The sequence below is a fragment of the Marinobacter santoriniensis NKSG1 genome (genome assembly GCF_000347775.1).
In the GTDB taxonomy this organism is placed as follows: Bacteria; Pseudomonadota; Gammaproteobacteria; order Pseudomonadales; family Oleiphilaceae; genus Marinobacter; species Marinobacter santoriniensis.
In genome coordinates this window covers 20,188-38,252 of the sequence record NZ_APAT01000004.1, presented here as the reverse complement: position 1 = coordinate 38,252, position 18,065 = coordinate 20,188, and the positions used below count along the sequence as shown (strand labels likewise).

The following is an 18,065-nucleotide window of genomic DNA, read 5'->3' as shown; positions in this document are numbered from 1 at the left end:
TTTTCATTAAGAACCTGCACACACAGGCTTGATCAAAAAGCACGGCCCCGATTGCCATTTTCCAGGCAATAGGAAACCGCCCCTTGGAAAAGGGGTGACGTATTCTAGGCGGGTAAGGTCTTCTGTGCAAGAGCTACGCAAGGCGTTGACGCAGAGCCTCGTAGAGGCAGACCCCGGTTGCCACGGACACGTTCAGACTGTCCACGTGCCCAAGCATGGGAATATTGATCAACTGATCACAGTGCTCCCGGGTCAATCGGCGCAACCCCTTCCCTTCGGCACCCATGACCAACGCAACAGGCCCCTTGAAATCGGCCTGATACAGGGTACCCGACGCCTCTCCGGCCGCGCCGATCAGCCAAACCCCCTGATCCTGCAGAGAACGCAGGAACCGGGCGAGATTGGTCACCCGCACGAACGGCACCGTTTCCGCAGCACCACAGGCAACCTTGCGGGCAACCGGCGTCAGCGAAGCGGACTTGTCCTTGGGCACAATCACAGCCTGGATCCCCACGGCATCGGCGGTGCGCATACAGGCACCGAGATTATGGGGGTCGGTCACACCATCAAGGACCAGCAGAAACGGCGGTTTGTCACTGCCTGCCAACTGGGCCAGCAGATCGCCTTCCGTCCACTCCCGGCTTTCACTGACGGCCGCGACGATACCCTGATGCACACCGGACACGCGCTCGTCGAGCTCTTTACGGTGAACAACTTTCCAGCGCACACCCAGGCTATCCAGGGCATCGGTAATACTCTTGACCCGCTTATCCTGCCGGCCAGTCTGAATCCAGACCTGCTGCAAACGTTCAGGCTCGCGCTTGAGGACAGCCTCAACCGCGTGCCAGCCAAACACAAATTCTCCGGACACTGATTCTGCTTCCTGTTACTTGCCTGATTTGCGGGGCTTGGCTTTCTTGTCGCCTTTGCCAGCGCCACTGCCTTTTTTGCCTTTCTTCAGGGCAAGCTTTGCAGCTCGAGCTACCAGTTCGTCCCTGGCCGAGGGAGTTTCATCGTCATCGAAAGCCTCGGGGCCCGCCTTTTTCTTCTGCGAAGCCGGGCGCTTCCTCGGGCGCTTAGGCCCAGACTCGCCGGGTGATGCACCTTTCTGGCCAGGCCTGGCTCGGCCAGGCGACTTGCCACCTTTGCCGGGGCCACGCTTTCCCTTTCCTCGCTCCCCTTTGTCAGGAACTTTGAGAGCGTCGCGATCTGCCTGTCGGTGGACCGGCTCGCTGATCAGTTCCAGATCTATTTTCCGATCTTCCATTCCGACCCGAACAACCTTCACCCGGACCTCATCACCAAGCCGGAAACTCATTGCCGTGCGCTCACCGATGAGACGATGCTTGGCTGAATCGTGATGAAAAAAGTCACCACTCAGCGTCGACACGTGTACCAATCCCTCTATGTAGACACCAGAAAGCTCCACAAAGAAACCGAAAGGCACAACGGACGCAATGACGCCGTCGTACTCCTCACCGACATGGTCACTGAGGTACTCACACTTCAGCCAGGCCATGACATCCCGAGTGGCATCATCGGCACGGCGTTCTGCCATTGAGGTGTGCTCACCCAACTGCTCCATCCGGGCCATATCATAGGGATATTCGGCAAGCCCGGGATCTGGCTTCGGTGGCGGAACCACATCCTTGGAGGGCTGCCCTCCGTGAATAACCGACTTGATGGCGCGGTGATTAATAAGGTCCGGATAGCGTCGGATCGGCGACGTAAAGTGAGCATAACCCGCGTAGCCAAGGCCAAAATGACCGCCCTCTTCCGGACTGTAGACGGCCTGGCTGAGTGAACGCAGCATCACCGTCTGGATCACGTTGGCATCCGAGCGGTCCTTGATACTGTTGAGCAGTTCCTGGTAGTCAGCAGACGTGGGGTTATCACCACCACCCAATTGCAGGCCCAGCTCACCCAGGAACAACCGAACCGCGTTAAGCCGTTCCTCTGAAGGACCGTCATGCACCCGGTAGAGCGCCGGCAGTTTGTGTTTTTTCAGAAATCGCGCTGTCGCCACGTTCGCGCACAGCATGCATTCCTCGATGATCTTGTGGGCATCGTTGCGCTGCACCGGGACGATCTCGTCTATCTTCCGGTCGGCGTCAAACACAACCCTGGTTTCGGTGGTTTCGAAATCAATCGCACCCCGCTCGGTACGGGCCTTGCGCAGCAACTGGTAGAGCCCATAAAGATTGTGTAACTGAGGGAGGACATTGGCGTAGTGCTCACACAGCTTGTAGCCCTGCTCGGTGTCCGGATGCTCCAGCATCGTACTTACCTTGTTGTAGGTAAGCCGCGCGTGACTGAACATCACCGCCTGATAGAAGCTGTAGCTGCTGATATTACCTGCGGCGCTGATGGTCATATCGGCCACCATGCAGAGGCGGTCCACCCCGGGGTTCAGCGAGCAAAGGCCATTGGACAGTTTTTCCGGCAGCATCGGCACCACGTGGTCCGGAAAATAAACCGACGTACTGCGATTGACCGCCTCTTCGTCCAACGGCGTCCCGGGCCGGACGTAGTGGGAAACGTCGGCAATCGCAACCAGCAAGCGATAGCCGCCACGGGGCTTTGGTTCGCAATAGACGGCATCATCGAAATCACGAGCCGTTTCGTCGTCGATCGTTACCAGCCTGAGATTGCGGATATCCCTCCGGTTGGCCTTGTCTTTCTGAGTGACTTCTTCCGGGATTTCTGCCGTCTGCTCTCCGACAGCGGGCGGCCAGCTATGGGGAATGTCATAGGAACGGATGGCAACGTCAATTTCCATCCCCGGCGCCATATGTTCGCCAAGAACCTCAACAACCTTGCCCAAAGGCTGGGTGCGCACGGTTGGCTGGCGAACTATGTCCACGACAACATACTGGCCGTGGCGGGCATTGCCGCAATTCTCTTGGGGAATCAGCACTTCGTGGTTGATCCGCGCATTCTCCGGAACAACAAAACTGATTCCGCTTTCCTGGAAAAAGCGTCCCACCGTCTGGCTGGTCCGGTATTCCAGAACTTCAACGATCACACCTTCGCGTCGGCCTCGGTCATCGACACGGTCAACCCGCGCGGCCACCCGATCACCATGGAACACCTGGCGCATCTGCCGGGCAGTAAGGAAAAGGTCACTGCCACCGTCATCCGGGATCAGGAAACCGAAACCATCCTTGTGACCAACTACCCTGCCGACAACCAGTTCGGCCTCCTCTATCGGCAGATAAGCCCCACGGCGGTTGCAGATCAGCTGTCCGTCACGACACATGGCAATGAGACGCCGACGCAGAGCCTCGATACCCTCCGGGGAATTCTGTCCGAGCTCTTCACAAAGGGTCTCGTGTGTCGCCGGGGCACCACGCTCCTTCAGGTGCTCGAGGATGAACTCTCTGCTCTGGATCGGATTGTCGTATTTTTCTGCTTCACGACCTGCGTGCGGATCTCTGTCTGTCTTTTTTCTCGAAGCCATTCGTGTCCTTGTCCTGGTACCGAAATGCGGTGTGCCTGAATTGAATTTGATCCCGAGTATAACGCCGGTATAAAGGAACTGCCTAACCACACAAAGAATATAGGCACAAATACCACTCAAGGTTTTTGATAAAAAACGTTTGACACCGTTTTCCGGAATTATTAAAGTACGCGCCATCGGTTGAGGGACAAACCCCCAACTGCGGCAGAACTGCCAAGTTTTCAACGAACTAAACGCAGAACTGCATATCACCTGCCGAGGTGGTGAAATTGGTAGACACGCTAGCTTCAGGTGCTAGTGGGGGCAACCCCGTGGAGGTTCAAGTCCTCTCCTCGGCACCATTTCCTCCCCCAGGAAATGGCATTATCGAATTCCCTCTGTAATCTTTCGCCCCATAATCTGCGATCAGACTACGTTCGCCCAAGCAACGTCGCCGACTTTACGTACCAATCGCCGGGCCCGCGCTTGCAGACCCGACACGCCCCGGATCAGTTCAGCAATCCCACCAGATAATCCGACAGCGTCTGATAGCTGTACTGTACCCAGGCATAAGCCCCGTATGGCGGTTCGTCGTATCCGAGACCGCAGGCACGGGCACCACCATAGGCTTTCAGGTAGGCCTCTTCCACCAGGTTCGGATTGTCCGGATCCAACACCGACGGGTAATACATAACCCACTCGAACCCGGACGTATTGTCGACGTTGGACAGGCCCGACATCGCGGGATCCAGAAAACCATAGCGCAACAACCGATTTACCGGCTTATCGCCAAGCGCGGTTGCCGGCTGACGGGTGTCATAGTTGGCGGTCAGGCCGGTAAATCCAGAGGGCTGCGGCTCATAGCCGGTAAACGCATAGGCATGCTCAGCGGTTGCCACCTGGTTCATGGCCGCAATCTCATCCGTTTGGGGAGCACACTGGGTCAATGAACCGCTGAACAACATGGACGAGACATCAGAACCATTCTCCGACAGCGTGTAACCCGGAAAATGCTCAGGGTCCGACTGCACCGCCTGCGGCACCAGCGTCCTGGTCAGGGTACCCCCACTCTGCGGGATTTCCGCAATCAGCTCCGACAACTCCCCACCACTCCGGGTCCAGCGATAGGTCACCTCAGGACTGCCAGACAGCTCGGAGGAACCTGCAGAAATCCCCTCCGCCTCATGGCAGGTGGTGGCCGTTTCGAAATAGATGCGCGCGTTGTCCCAGTCGAAGATCAAGCGCTCATCGATGCCCGGGCTCTCATAGACAACGCGGCTTTGCTCGGAGAGTGACACCGATGGCAGCCACTGGGCATCCAGCGAACTCATATACCCGTTTACGCCAATCAGGCGCGCCAGTTCCGGCATGGAGGGATTCATGCAACCATCGGACGAGATGCCAATCAGCCGGCCATCCTCGGCGTAGTCAAAATGCAGCTCCGCCGATACCCGGAGGTTGGACTGGTTCGTGGGCAAGCCGCCGGATTCGGACTGTGCGTAAATTCGCTGACTGGTAAGCAGCTTTGGATTGGACAGCTCCAGGGGCACATCCGGTAAAACCAGGCTGTCGACATCCACACTGGCGTAATCACCTGAGGCCGCCTGATCCACCACTGCGATAACGTCGGGGGCATTCTGCACCAACGAGATACCCAGCATGAACACCGCCTGGGTGCTCAGGTAGCGCTCGGTGCCATCGCTATCGGCCTGCGCAAGCACATCGTTGTATTCCGTGGGCACCTGGCTGGCCGCAAACCTGGCAAGGGCGCGGGCATAGGCGTGGGCCCGCTCATCCCCTGCCAGCACGTAGTCCCGAAGCAGGTTGATGCTGTCCAGGCTGGACGAGAGGTTGTCCGGCACTTCCAGGAATGACCCCAGACCGGCCAGGGTGCGATAACGGGCCAGCATGGTCAGCGGCGTCACATTCCGAACGCCGGGAGGCGCGGACAGCAAATAAGCGTGATCGACCGAAACCGGGCCGCCGGGAGTCTGCTCCAGCGTTTTCCCCGGCAACGCGACGGCATACAGGGGATAATCACCCGGTTTCAGATCGGGCCCGATCTCGGCGGGCAACGCCAGTTCGGATACGTCGAGAGAGAAGCGTCCGCCCGTCCCGGTCATGGCGGTGGGTTCGCCGGAGTCCAGCACCGCCGTGTTTCCGTTGCTCAACTCGAGGCTCAGCGGGCCTGCCGTATACTGCTCGTCCCCGTCCATATCCAGCCAGACCCGGGCGTTTTCCAGATAGCCGTCGATCACCCGCCCCGTGTACGGTGCCGGTTCACTGTAGGCCACCCCGTCGAAATCCCGACCATCGACAGGCAACTCGGTGGAGTCCTTACCGCATCCGGAAAGAATGACTGGCAGCAGAGAAAGGGAAACAGCGAGTCGTCGCATCATGTCGGTAACCGTGGTCCGTCATCGTGGAATCTGATCAGTTACTTTATGGGATGTAGCAAGACTGAACCTTGATAGGCTTGGCAAATTGTAAAGTTAGGTAACGCCCCCTGAGCCATATCAATAGAATGGTGCGTCCATCAGGCAGGTAGCGACGGTTTGGTCTACTATCTGAACGAGTCCATCAGACTCACGTCACTGCTTCCATCACACCGTTGACCATCCATGCCTGCAACCGCCCTACAGATCAGCGATACCCCCATCGGCTTCATCACGGAAGTCCACGGCCCGGTTGTCATCATTGTGTCAGATCGCCTGCCGCCGCTTCGGCAGGCACTGATGGCGAGAGTTGATCACGAGCAGTACCTCTTCGAGGTACACCAGCACCTCGATGAACGCCATCTGCGGGCGATCACCATGCACCGTACCAGCGGCCTCTACCGCGGCATGCCGGTGTTTGATACCGGCGCGCCACTGCATGTTCCCGTGACATCCGACTGCCTGGGGCGTCTTCTCAATATCTTCGGCGCGCCACTCGATGACGGCCCTCCCCTGAAAAGCGAGGAATTCCGGAACATCCACAGCCGGATCCCCCCGCTTCACGATTCGGTTGGTGCAGGCACCGTTCTGCCGACAGGCATAAAAGTCATTGACCTGCTCTGCCCGTTCTTCCGGGGCGGCAAAACCGGCCTTTTTGGTGGCGCCGGGGTCGGGAAAACCGTCCTGATCATGGAATTCATGCACGCCGTGGCCACACTGCACCAGGGGGTATCCGTTTTCGCCGGGGTCGGTGAACGTATTCGGGAAGGCCACGAGCTCTGGCATGAGATCCGGGACGCGGGGGTACTGCCACAGACCCTGATGGTTTTCGGGCAGATGGACGAGTCTCCCGGCGTCCGCTTCCGGGTTGGCCTCTCGGCCCTGACCTACGCCGAATATCTCCGCGACAGCCTGCAAAAAGAAGTGCTGTTTGTCATGGATAATATTTTCCGTTTCATACAGGCCGGCAGCGAAGTTTCAAGCCTGCTGGGGAGAATGCCCGCCACCGTTGGTTATCAGCCCACACTGATCACGGAGGTGGCCGAGATGGAGGACCGCATCCTCTCAACAGCCGAGGGCGCGATCACCTCGGTTCAAGCCGTTTACGTTCCGGCAGATGACATGACGGACCCGGCGGTAAGCGCCATTCTCAGCCACCTCGACACCACGGTTATTCTGTCCCGAACCCAGGCCGGCAAGGGCATCTACCCCGCAGTCGATCCATTGCAATCGAGCAGCCGTTTCATGGATCGCCACACGCTGGGCCGGCGACACTACGACATCGCGGAGGGCGTGCGGGAGCACCTTGCCCGGTATCAGGAACTGGAAGACATCATCACCATGCTCGGCATTGAGGAGCTGTCGGCAGCCGACCAGAAGATCGTCATGCGGGCCCGGAAACTCCAGCGGTATCTCACCCAGCCCTTCTGGGCGACCGCCTCCCACACCGGCATGGCGGGTGTGACCGTACCCGTGGATCAGACCCTTGAAGACTGCGACGGGTTCCTCACCGGCCGTTTTGACGAGGTGCCTGAAGATCATTGCTACATGCGCGGCACCATGGCCGGGAGCAAGACATGAACACATTTGCTCTGCGGCTTCAGGATGCAACACACGCCGAGGACATTCCGTCCGTGCGTTCCTTTGTTGGCGAAGATGCCTCCGGCAGCTTTGGCATCATGGCGGGGCACTGCCGGACCATCGCCGTCCTGACCATGGGGCTCGCCCGATTTCGAGTGGAGGGCCAGAGCTGGCAGCACCTGGCAATGCCGGGTGCCGTGCTCTACTTCCAGGACAACCTGCTGACCGTCAATACCCGCCGCTTTCTGATTGATGACGACTATGACCGGATCAGTGAAGCCCTGAAAGAGGAACTCCTGGCCGAGGAGGAGAAACTACACTCATTAAAGGAGAGCCTCCACAACATGGAGAATGCGGTCTTTCGCCGATTGTGGGACCTGGGACGGAAAGAGATGGGATGAACGCATCATGAGCCAGCAGGATAACCTGAGAAAACAGGTGGAGCGTCAGGCCCGTCGCATGAAACGAGCTGAGAAGGACCGTCCCACGCTCATGGCGCAGACCGTCTATATCGGTACGCTCGGTCTTCTGTTTGTATTGCCAACCGTCGGTGGCGCCTACCTGGGACACTGGCTGGACAGCCAGTTGGACGGCTACTCCACCCGATGGACCATCAGCCTGATTCTGGTCGGGGTGTTTGTAGGGGCAATCAACGTTTATCTGTTCCTCCGGGAATAGGAGTCAGCCATGGCAGACAATTCACTGGCCATTGCACCGGTCTTCTCCCTCGGGCCGCTGGATATCACCAGTACGGTGGTGACCTCCTGGGTGATTACGGCCGCCCTGGCGTTGTTCGGATGGCTGGTGTCACGACGACTCCAACCGGATCCGGGGCCACTTCAAACCGCGATTGAGGGTATTGTGCTGGCCATCGAGGATGCAGTAACAGAAGTGGCACCACAATATGTCAGCCAGCTTTTGCCGTTCGTTGGCAGCCTCTGGATCTTTCTGGTGATCGCCAACCTGGTGGGTCTGGTTCCCGGATTCAACTCGCCCACAAGAGACCTCTCTGCCACCGCGGCCCTGGCATCACTCGTCTTCCTCTCCACACACTGGTTCGGCATTCGGATACGCGGCTTCCGGGGTTACCTGCGTCATTACCTGACCCCCAGCCCCATTCTTCTGCCATTCAACCTGATCAGTGAAATTACCCGAACCGTGGCACTGGCCGTCCGACTGTTCGGGAACATGATGAGCCTGGAAATGGCGGCCTTGCTGATTCTGATGGTAGCCGGGTTTCTTGCACCGGTGCCGATCCTGATGCTGCATATCATCGAAGCGCTGGTACAGGCTTATATTTTTGGAATGCTGGCACTGATTTACGTGGCTGGAGGCATCCAGTCGCAACACTGAATATTGGCCTGACAAGGAGTAACGCTATGCCGGATCTTTCCATGTTCACCATCGCCTCCACGGTGGTCGCGGTACTGGGGATTTCCATCGGAGTGATGCTGCCCGCCCTCGCGATGGGGTGGGCGATCAGTCGGGCGATGGAGGCGCTATCCCGCCAACCCGAGGCTGAACGTTCAATCATGCGCACACTGTTCATCGGGCTTGCGATGATCGAATCCCTGGCGATCTACGTCCTGGTTGTCGTTCTGATCGTGCTGTTCCGGAATCCCCTTCTCGAGTACCTGTTGAAGTAGCTGTCCGATCGACGTTCGAACCACGGGAAGAGGATTCAGGTGTGGAACTGAGCTGGAGCACGTTCATTCTCGAAATCATAAATTTTCTGGTCCTGGTCTGGGTCCTGAAGCACTTTTTCTATCGACCGGTCCTGGACGTCATCACCCGCCGTCGCCGGGAAGTCGAGAAAACCATGACCGACGCAAAGGCGCTCGAGGAACAGGCAGAACAGCTTAAACAGCAATACGAGGGACGGGTCGCGGAATGGAAGGAGGAACGGCAGCAAGCACGGGATGCCCTTTCAAGGGAACTGGAGACAGAGCGCACGCGCCGGCTGAAGGTCCTGCAACAGGAATTGGAGCAAACCCGAGCCAGGGCGCAGGCGACCGAGGAAAGCCGTCTGGCGGTAGCCACCCGGGCGATCGAAGCCTCAGCCCTGGAGCAGGGAGCCCGGTTCGCGACCCGGATTCTGGAACAGGCAGCGGGACCGGAGCTGGAATCACGGCTGATTGATCTCTTTCTGGATCAACTGTCCCAATTGCCCGATGAAAAACTGGAAGGCCTGCGCCGGCAACAGGCCAGCGAGCCGACACGAATTTCCGTGATCACGGCCTACCCGGTACCCGAGCAGCTACGTACCAGTCTGACCCAGAGCCTCATGGCCGTTTCAGGCGCGGATCAGCCCCCTGACTTCGAAACCAACCCGGACCTGATCGCGGGTATCGAGGTCACGCTTGGCGCCTGGAAACTGGCAGCGAACGTACGTGATGAACTGAAAGGCTTCAGGGGATTCGAGCACCATGTCTGAACCGGACGTCAATAACGGCAGCCTCCTGGAGGCCCAGTCCCGGTGGATTGATGGCTACCAGCCGGACCTGCGGATCCGGGAACTGGGAACCGTGATTTCGGTGGGTGACGGCATTGTCTGGATTGCCGGCCTGCCATCCGCCGCAATGGATGATGTGCTCGAATTTGAGGATGGAAGTCGCGCCATGGTGTTCGACATCAAGGAAGACCTCCTTGGCGCCATTCTGCTGCACGATACCGATCAGCTGACGGCAAGCACCCTGGTGCACCGGACCGGCCGCGGCCTTTACATCCCGGTGGGCGATACCTTGCTCGGCCGGATCGTCGACCCACTGGGCATCCCCCTGGATGACGAACCCGCCCCCATTCCAGCCGGTTATCAGCCGCTTGAGGCGCCGTCCCCGCCCATTGCCGCACGGGATTTTGTGCAGCGGCCCCTGTACACCGGCGTAAGAACCATCGACACGATGATTCCTGTCGGAAAAGGTCAGCGGCAGCTCCTGATCGGGGATGAGGGCCTGGGCCGAAGCTCCATTGCCATCGACACGGTCATCAACCAGCGGGGTCGGGATGTCTATTGCGTGTATGTGCTGATCGGCCAGAAGCGGTCCACAGTCGTCAACACCATCGACACGCTCAAACGTTACGAAGCCATGGATTACACGACCGTTGTCGTCGCCGAAGCCAGCGGTCTGCCGGGCTTACAACATCTAGCCCCCTTTGCCGGTTGCGCCATTGCGGAATTCTGGATGCATCAGGGGCACGATGTCCTGGTGGTCTACGACGATCTGTCGACCCACGCCAAAACCTACCGCGAGCTATCGTTGCTGTTGCGTCGGACTCCAGGTCGGGAGGCCTACCCGGGCGATATATTCTCGATGCATGCACGCCTGCTTGAGCGGGCCACCTGCCTGCAAGGCGCCCTCGGTGGCGGAAGCATGACCGCCCTACCGATCGTGGAAACCCAGCAGGGCGAAATTTCCGCCTACATTCCCACCAACCTGATCTCCATTACCGATGGCCAGATTTACCTTGACCGCAACCTGTTCTCAAGCGGGTTCCGGCCCGCCATCGACATTGGAAGATCGGTGTCGCGGATCGGAGGACAGGCCCAGCACAGCTGTATCAAGGACGAAGCCAAACGGATGAAGCTGGATTATCTCCAGTTCCTTGAGCTGGAAGTCTTCACCCGTTTCGGGGCCCGGCTTGAGGCCACCATGGAGACGGCGATCCACCGGGGCCAGGTGCTCCGTGAAATCCTCAAACAGGATCGACTCAGCCCACTGAATGAAAAGGCCCAGATCGCCTGGCTCATCGCCTTTAACGACCGGCGTTTTGAGGGGCTGGATCTGGACCGGATCGCGGGCATGCTTGAGACCCTGGACCGCGCCGCCTCGGAAACCACGCTTGATCTGGAAAGCTCCAGGGAAGACTGGAGTGCGGCAATTGCCCAATGGCTGTCAGTTGAAGACGGAGATACCGGTCATGACCAACCGGCATGATCTTGAGCGGCATCGGGAAAGCCTCTCGGACATCCGCAACATCATGAATTCCATGAAAACCCTGGCCTACATGGAAAACCGGAAACTCGCCCGGTTCCTGACATCCCAGCACGCGGTGACCCGGAGTATCGAAGCAGTGGCAGCGGATTTATTGGCACATTTCCCCGGTATTTTGCCGCAGGAACACAGCGAACAGGACGTGCTTCTGGTGGTTGGGACCGAACGGGGCTTTTGCGGCAGCTTTAATCACAAACTCGCCGCCAGAGTCCAGGACATGGACAAGGAGGATAACTACCGTCCGTTCCTCGTTACCATCGGCCACAAGCTGCTCACACCGCTGGCTGACCATCCCCGCCTTGAGGCAACCCTGACCGGCGCCGCGGTCAGCGAGGAGATTCCTTCCCTGCTCACCGGCCTGGTTGACCGGCTGATGGAGCTTCAGAAAACCCATGGCGTGATGACGTTGTCCTGTCTGTTCCATACGGATCCGGATACCATCGCGCTACGCAAACTGATCCCGCCATTCAGGGACATTCCACCACGCGAACCGGACAAGCTCGGGCCACCACTGATTCACGAGTCACCCGAGGCTCTGTTGACCCGGTTGTCGGAACAATACCTGCTTGCAGAGTTGCAGGAGATTTTCTCAACGTCCCTGAATGCCGAGAACCTGAACCGGGTCACGCATCTGGACATGGCTGTCAAAAAACTCGATGAAAAGGCTGAAGACATGGTTCGTCGTCTGAATGCCCTCCGCCAGGAAGAAATCATCGAAGAGATCGAAGTGATCCTGCTCAACGCGAGTCATGTTGGAGAGGAGCCCGGCGGCGCGAGAAAACCCAAAACAAAGGCACGACAATGAGCGAAAAACAACCACCAAAGACCGGGCCCAACATCCCCGTCCCGCCCCATCCAAATCTGCGGCGCCAGCCCTTACCGGAATGTCACCCCAAAGCCGCCACCGAAGATCTGTCCGCTCCGGAGCGTATCCGCGTTCTGACGGAGAGTCCTGGCTACCGTCAGGCGGATCAGGACATCGATTACCTGAATCTGGATGAGACCCGCGGGGTCCGACTTCAGATCGACTATCAGAAGCCGGAGTTCCTGCTGGAACAACACAGGATTTCCCATACCATCGTGGTTTTTGGCAGCACCCGGATCAGTGAGCCTGCAGCTGCCCGCCAGAAGGTCGAAACACTGCGTACGGAACTGGCGGCCTCACCGAATGACGAAACCATCGCACGACAGCTCCGGATTGCGGAGCGGGTGCTGGCAAAAACCCAGTATTACGAAATCGCGCGCGAGTTCGGACAGAAAGTTGGAAAGGCCGGCAAGTCTCTTCGCGACGGTGAACTGGTGATCATGACCGGGGGCGGTCCGGGCATCATGGAGGCCGCCAACCGGGGCGCCTTTGACGTCCAGAGCAAGTCCATCGGGCTCAATATCACCCTGCCTCACGAGCAGTACCCGAATCCCTACATTACTCCAAACCTGTGTTTCCGGTTTCACTACTTCGCACTCCGCAAGCTGCATTTCCTGCTGCGCACCCGGGCCCTGGTCGTATTCCCCGGAGGTTATGGCACCCTGGACGAGCTGTTCGAGACGCTCACACTGGCGCAGACCCGGAAGATACAGCCGATTCCGGTGATTCTTGTGGGTGAGCAATACTGGCGACGGGTGTTTGATGTGGATTTTCTGGTGGATGAGGGGGTGATCGACGAGGAGGACCGGGATCTTTTCTGGTACGCCGAGACGGCCGACGACATCTGGGACGGTATAGTCCAGTGGCACCAGTCCAATGGTTCGGATCTGTTCGCAGACTGAGCGCCACCGTGCTGCCAGCGGGGAAACGGAGTCTCCCCGCTGGCGCTCCCGGTCAGAATGACCGGGCAACGATCTCTTTCATGATCTCGTTGGTGCCCGCGTAGATCCGCTGTACCCGGGAATCCGCCCAGGCCCGGGCGATCGGGTATTCCCACATGTAGCCGTACCCGCCGTGGAGCTGAACGCATTCGTCCATAACCTTGCACTGAAGGTCCGTGGTCCACTGTTTGAGCATTGCTGCAGTGGGGATGTCCAGTTTCTTGTCGAGGTGGAGTTCCAGGCATCGATCACAGAAAACCCGGGCCGCGGTGATTTCCGCTTTCATTTCCGCCAGCTTGAAACGGGTATTCTGGAACGAGATGACCGGCTTGCCAAAGGCCTTGCGCTCTTTGACGTAGTCCAGTGTCCACTGCCACGCCGACTCGGCAGCGGCGACGGCGGCCAGCGCCACCTGCAACCGCTCCGCCGGGAGCTCCTGCATCAACTGGAAGAACCCCTGCCCCTCGAGTGAGCCAAGCAGGTTACCTGCCGGCACCTTGACGTCCTGGAAGAACAGCTCGGAGGTATCCTGGGCTTTCATGCCCACCTTGTTCAGGTTCTGGCCCTTCTCAAAGCCCTCGGATGCGGTTTCCACCAACAGCAGGCTGGTCCCTTTGGCGCCTTCCCGGGGATCGGTCTTGGCCACTACGATCACCAGGTCGGCCAACTGACCGTTGGTGATAAACGTCTTTGAACCGTTCAGCAGATAGTGATCGTCCTGTTTGACGGCGGTGGTCTTCACGCCCTGCAAGTCCGAGCCGGCACCCGGTTCGGTCATGGCAATGGCCCCGATCATTTCGCCGGACGCCAGTTTTGGAAGGTAGGTCTGTTTCTGTTCTTCAGAACCGTAGTTCAGGATGTAAGGTGCCACGATGTCCGAGTGCAGGCCCCAGCCGATGCCGGACAATCCGGCCCGGGATATTTCCTCGATCACAACGGCACTGTAACGGAAATCCGCCCCGACGCCGCCGTATTCCTCCGGCATGGTGGGGCACAGAAAGCCCAGTTCACCGGCTTTGGTCCAGAGTTCGCGGCTGACCTGGCCGTCTTTTTCCCACTGGTCGTGGTAGGGCGCCGCTTCCTGCTCCAGGAATTTGCGCACGGAATCCCGGAATCCCTCCAGGTCGGCATCGAAAAGGGTGCGTGGAATCATGGTGAACCTCGGTGAATGACATCGGTTGTGGTTGTCGTTCACCCAGTCTCTGTCGATGCCGGTCCTCGCTCAATGATGAAAACCATCAAACGCGCTGACCAAAACCATCGGGCGACGGATCAGTCTCCGGATTGGCCTTTTTTGCCCATTCGCGACTCGCCCCACCGGGGCATCAGTCGCTGGGGCAAATCCAGATGATCGAGGATGCGGGCAACAATAAAGTCCACCAGGTCGTCGATGGTTTTCGGGTCGTGATAAAACCCCGGACTGGCCGGCATGACGACGGCGCCCATGCGGGTCAGGCGCAGCATGTTTTCGAGGTGAACCTCGGAGAGCGGCGCCTCCCGGGTCACGAGAATCAGCGGTCGCCGCTCCTTGAGGGCAACATCTCCCGCCCGTTCGATCAGATTGTTGCTGGCGCCGGTCGCCAGCGCCGACAGGGTTCCGGTACTGCACGGACATACCACGAGCGGGGCTTTCTCTCCCGAACCGGACGCGGGCGGCGCAAACCAGTCCTCACGGCCGAACACACGCACCTGCCCCGGTTTTGCATTGGCAAAGTCCGACAGGCATTGCTCCATGGCCGGCGGCGATCCCGGCAGCTTCAGATCGGTTTCTGTCGCGATCACCACCTGTGCCGCGCGACTGATCATCACGTGCACGCGGCACTCGGACGCCACCAGGCATTGCAAGAGCCGAAGGCCGTATTGAGCCCCGGAGGCGCCAGTGAAGGCCAGGTTTACGGTTTTTCCGGTCGGTACTGGGTCAGTCATGGAGAAGTTTCCCGTCAGTCATTGGTCCGGTTGCGCCGGACCGGAACTGATACGCTCGAGTTCGGCCACCAGTTTGCCGGAGAGGCCGCCGAAGCCACCATTACTCATCAGCACAATGTGGCAGGGGCGAGGCAGATCCGTCAGCGTGGCCTGAATCAGGTCGTCGACGGAAGCCTCGATGCCGTGGTGCCCGCTGTGCTGGTGGCCTGCCTGCCATTCCGCGATCAGCGACTCCAGCCACTCCATGTCATTGAGATTGGCCCACAGCACCCGATCTGCAAGCTCAGCACTCTCCAGCAGTCGGTCCCGGTGGACGCCCTGCTTCATGGTATTGGAACGGGGCTCGATCAGGGCCAGGATCGGCTCCTCGCCCACCCGGTTGCGCAACCCCTGCAGGGTTGTCTCGATGGCGGTCGGATGATGCGCAAAATCATCGTAAACCCTGACGCCGTCAATATCGGCGAGCAACTCCATTCGCCGCTTCACTCCGGAGAACCGGCACAAGGCAGCGACGGCATGATCCGGCGTCACACCGACATGGCGGGCCGCAGCGATCGCCGACAGGGCATTGCGCACGTTGTGGAGGCCGGTCAGATCCCAGGTGAGAGTGGCCACCGGCTGCTCGTGGTGTATCACCATAAACCGGCTGCCATCCTCCGCCAGCAATTCCGCACGCCAGTCTGCCATGCGTATCACCTCACTGCCGATGGCCGTATCCTGGACCGGACTCCAGCAGCCCATGGCAAGGGCCTTGTCGAGGTGGGCGTCCACCGCCGGACGAATAATCAGGCCCTGGGACGGAACCGTGCGGACCAGGTGATGGAACTGCCGTTCGATGGCCTCTACCGAATCAAATATGTCGGCATGATCGAACTCCAGGTTGTTCAGAATCAGCGTGTGCGGTCGGTAGTGAACAAACTTCGACCGTTTGTCGAAAAACGCGCTGTCGTACTCATCGGCCTCGATCACGAAGAAATCACTGCTGCCCAACCTGGCCGACACGGGGAAATCCAGCGGCACCCCGCCAACCAGATAACCGGGGTCAAAGCCGGCCTGATCCAGTATCCACAGGAGCATGGACGTGGTTGTGGTTTTTCCGTGAGTACCGGCAACCGCCATGACCCATCGATGCCGGAGCACTTCGCGGGAAAGCCATTCGGGGCCAGACATATAGTCGATGTTGCGATTGAGCACCGCCTCGACTTCGGGATTTCCCCGGGACATCGCATTGCCAATCAGCACCAGATCCGGCGCCGGCTCCAGGTGCGCCTCATGGTAGCCCTCCATCAGGCTGATGCCCTGGCGCTCCAGCTGGGTACTCATGGGCGGATACACGCCCTGGTCTGACCCGGTCACCGTGTGCCCGAGCTCCCGGGCCAGTACCGCGAGACTGCCCATGAACGTGCCACAGATTCCGAGGATGTGAATGTGCATTCTGGATTCGACCTCTCCGTTGAAACCTGCCAAGCCTCCCCTATACGCCGGAGGCCGTCAAGGCCCGGCCCATCCGCAATCCTGCTCATGAAAATCCGGGGCGTTTGGCGTATCATCTGCGCCATTGTCGAACCAGCAGGAGGCTCCAGCCCAAGATGGCCATCAAGAACGCTTTTTACGCCCAATCTGGCGGTGTTACCGCCGTCATCAATGCCAGCGCCTGCGGCGTCATCCAGACGGCCCGCAAGCACCCGGACAAGATCGGCAAGGTTTTTGCCGGCCGCAACGGCATTATCGGGGCGCTGAAAGAGGAACTGATCGACACCAGCCTTGAAACGGACGACGCCATCCAGGCACTGATCCACACCCCGGGTGGGGCCTTTGGATCCTGCCGCCACAAGCTCAAGAACATTTCCGAGAACCGCCGCGAGTATGAGCGCCTGATCGAGGTGTTCCGGGCCCACGACATCGGCTACTTCTTCTACAACGGCGGCGGTGATTCCCAGGACACGGCCTACAAGGTCTCCCAGATTGCCGACAAGATGGGGTACCCCATTACCTGCATCGGGGTTCCCAAGACCGTCGACAACGACCTCCCCTTCACGGACTGTTGTCCTGGCTTCGGGTCGGTTGCCAAGTACATCGCCACCTCCACCCTCGAGGCGAGCCTCGACATCAAGTCCATGTGTGAGAGCTCAACCAAGGTCTTCATTCTCGAGGTTATGGGCCGCCACGCAGGCTGGATCGCGGCATCTGGCGGACTGGCCGGCCAGGGCGAAGGCGAACCGCCCCACATTATCCTGTTCCCGGAGATTCCGTTCGATCGCGAAGCGTTTCTTGCCCGGGTAGATCAGTGTGTGAGGGACTACGGCTATTGCGTTGTGGTCGCATCCGAAGGCGCCCAATACGAAGACGGTCGTTTCCTCGCGGATGCCGGCGCCAAGGATGCCTTCGGCCATACCCAGCTCGGCGGTGTTGCCCCGGCGCTGGCCAACATGGTCAAACAGGCGCTGGGTCACAAGTATCATTGGGCAGTCGCCGACTATCTCCAGCGGAGCGCACGCCACATTGCCTCTGCGACTGACGTGGAGCAGGCCTATGCGGTGGGCAAGGCTGCGGTGGAAATGGCGATTGCAGGCAAGCAGGCCCTCATGCCGACCATCGTTCGCGAGCAAGCCAAGCCCTACCAGTGGTCGATCGGCGAAGCCCAGCTCAGCGAAGTGGCCAACCAGGAAAAGAAAATGCCGATCCACTACATCACCGATGATGGCTTCGGCATCACCCAGGACTGTCGCGATTATCTGTCACCACTGATTAACGGCGAGAGCTTCCCGCCCTTCGAAAACGGACTGCCGAAAGTGGCAAAACTGAAGAACGAACTGGTGGCCAAGAAGCTGAAAACCGAGTTCAGTCTCTGACTGTCTGAAAGAGATCAAAAAAACCGCCAGCACC

General features: G+C 59.1%; 16 protein-coding genes and 1 tRNA gene. 11 read left to right on the top strand and 6 right to left on the bottom strand.

The window, feature by feature from the left end; translation table 11 throughout:
• Nucleotides 1-133: 133 nt before the first annotated feature.
• Both rlmB and rnr read right to left on the bottom strand, forming a co-directional pair.
• Nucleotides 134-871, bottom strand: a complete 738-nt coding sequence (rlmB, locus tag MSNKSG1_RS00580) for a 23S rRNA (guanosine(2251)-2'-O)-methyltransferase RlmB (protein ID WP_008937280.1) — start codon at nt 869-871, stop codon at nt 134-136.
• Nucleotides 872-886: 15 nt separating this feature from the next.
• Nucleotides 887-3,460, bottom strand: a complete 2,574-nt coding sequence (rnr, locus tag MSNKSG1_RS00575; protein ID WP_008937279.1) for a ribonuclease R — start codon at nt 3,458-3,460, stop codon at nt 887-889.
• A 254-nt stretch (nt 3,461-3,714) separates the two neighbouring features.
• On the opposite strand from rnr, the gene MSNKSG1_RS00570 reads away from it, so the two are divergent.
• Nucleotides 3,715-3,801 (top strand) — tRNA-Leu (locus tag MSNKSG1_RS00570).
• A 147-nt stretch (nt 3,802-3,948) separates the two neighbouring features.
• Here the strand turns inward: MSNKSG1_RS00570 and MSNKSG1_RS00565 are convergent.
• Nucleotides 3,949-5,838, bottom strand: coding sequence for a hypothetical protein (locus MSNKSG1_RS00565; RefSeq protein WP_008937278.1), 1,890 nt, complete (start codon nt 5,836-5,838; stop codon nt 3,949-3,951).
• Between the two features lie 222 nt (nt 5,839-6,060).
• Here MSNKSG1_RS00565 and atpD point away from each other — a divergent pair, with 222 nt between their 5' ends.
• From atpD to MSNKSG1_RS00520, 9 genes are read left to right on the top strand one after another with little or no spacing between them, the layout of a single operon-like run.
• Entirely contained in the window at nt 6,061-7,455 is a 1,395-nt protein-coding gene (gene atpD, locus MSNKSG1_RS00560; RefSeq protein ID WP_008937277.1) for a F0F1 ATP synthase subunit beta, read from the top strand.
• Nucleotides 7,452-7,856, top strand: a complete 405-nt coding sequence (locus MSNKSG1_RS00555) for a F0F1 ATP synthase subunit epsilon (protein ID WP_008937276.1) — start codon at nt 7,452-7,454, stop codon at nt 7,854-7,856. The genes atpD and MSNKSG1_RS00555 overlap by 4 nt, the downstream gene beginning before the upstream one ends.
• A gap of 7 nt (nt 7,857-7,863) precedes the next feature.
• Nucleotides 7,864-8,133, top strand: coding sequence for an AtpZ/AtpI family protein (locus tag MSNKSG1_RS00550; protein WP_008937275.1), 270 nt, complete (start codon nt 7,864-7,866; stop codon nt 8,131-8,133).
• A gap of 9 nt (nt 8,134-8,142) precedes the next feature.
• Nucleotides 8,143-8,808 (top strand): F0F1 ATP synthase subunit A, encoded by a 666-nt coding sequence (locus MSNKSG1_RS00545; RefSeq protein ID WP_008937274.1) that lies wholly within the window; start codon nt 8,143-8,145, stop codon nt 8,806-8,808.
• Nucleotides 8,809-8,834: 26 nt separating this feature from the next.
• Entirely contained in the window at nt 8,835-9,101 is a 267-nt protein-coding gene (locus MSNKSG1_RS00540; protein ID WP_008937273.1) for an ATP synthase subunit c family protein, read from the top strand.
• 41 nt (nt 9,102-9,142) lie between these two features.
• Nucleotides 9,143-9,889: a F0F1 ATP synthase subunit B family protein gene (locus MSNKSG1_RS00535; RefSeq protein WP_008937272.1), complete on the top strand. Its 747-nt coding sequence runs from the start codon at nt 9,143-9,145 to the stop codon at nt 9,887-9,889.
• Nucleotides 9,882-11,390 (top strand): F0F1 ATP synthase subunit alpha, encoded by a 1,509-nt coding sequence (locus tag MSNKSG1_RS00530; protein WP_008937271.1) that lies wholly within the window; start codon nt 9,882-9,884, stop codon nt 11,388-11,390. Before MSNKSG1_RS00535 ends, MSNKSG1_RS00530 begins: the two co-directional genes overlap by 8 nt.
• Nucleotides 11,374-12,252 (top strand): F0F1 ATP synthase subunit gamma, encoded by an 879-nt coding sequence (locus tag MSNKSG1_RS18610; RefSeq protein ID WP_008937270.1) that lies wholly within the window; start codon nt 11,374-11,376, stop codon nt 12,250-12,252. The genes MSNKSG1_RS00530 and MSNKSG1_RS18610 overlap by 17 nt, the downstream gene beginning before the upstream one ends.
• On the top strand, nt 12,249-13,214 hold the full coding sequence (locus MSNKSG1_RS00520; RefSeq protein WP_008937269.1) for an LOG family protein: 966 nt from the start codon (nt 12,249-12,251) through the stop codon (nt 13,212-13,214). The genes MSNKSG1_RS18610 and MSNKSG1_RS00520 overlap by 4 nt, the downstream gene beginning before the upstream one ends.
• A gap of 52 nt (nt 13,215-13,266) precedes the next feature.
• Here the strand turns inward: MSNKSG1_RS00520 and MSNKSG1_RS00515 are convergent, their stop codons facing one another.
• The 3 genes from MSNKSG1_RS00515 to mpl form a co-directional block, all read right to left on the bottom strand.
• A complete protein-coding gene (locus MSNKSG1_RS00515) occupies nt 13,267-14,406 on the bottom strand; it encodes an acyl-CoA dehydrogenase family protein (protein ID WP_008937268.1) in 1,140 nt (379 codons plus the stop codon).
• A 119-nt stretch (nt 14,407-14,525) separates the two neighbouring features.
• Nucleotides 14,526-15,179 (bottom strand): flavin prenyltransferase UbiX, encoded by a 654-nt coding sequence (locus MSNKSG1_RS00510; RefSeq protein ID WP_008937267.1) that lies wholly within the window; start codon nt 15,177-15,179, stop codon nt 14,526-14,528.
• Nucleotides 15,180-15,197: 18 nt separating this feature from the next.
• The gene (mpl, locus tag MSNKSG1_RS00505) at nt 15,198-16,613 is read right to left on the bottom strand and encodes a UDP-N-acetylmuramate:L-alanyl-gamma-D-glutamyl-meso-diaminopimelate ligase (RefSeq protein WP_008937266.1); all 1,416 of its coding nucleotides are present in this window, start codon (nt 16,611-16,613) and stop codon (nt 15,198-15,200) included.
• A 155-nt stretch (nt 16,614-16,768) separates the two neighbouring features.
• Here mpl and MSNKSG1_RS00500 point away from each other — a divergent pair, with 155 nt between their 5' ends.
• Nucleotides 16,769-18,031, top strand: coding sequence for a 6-phosphofructokinase (locus MSNKSG1_RS00500; protein WP_008937265.1), 1,263 nt, complete (start codon nt 16,769-16,771; stop codon nt 18,029-18,031).
• Nucleotides 18,032-18,065: the final 34 nt, after the last annotated feature.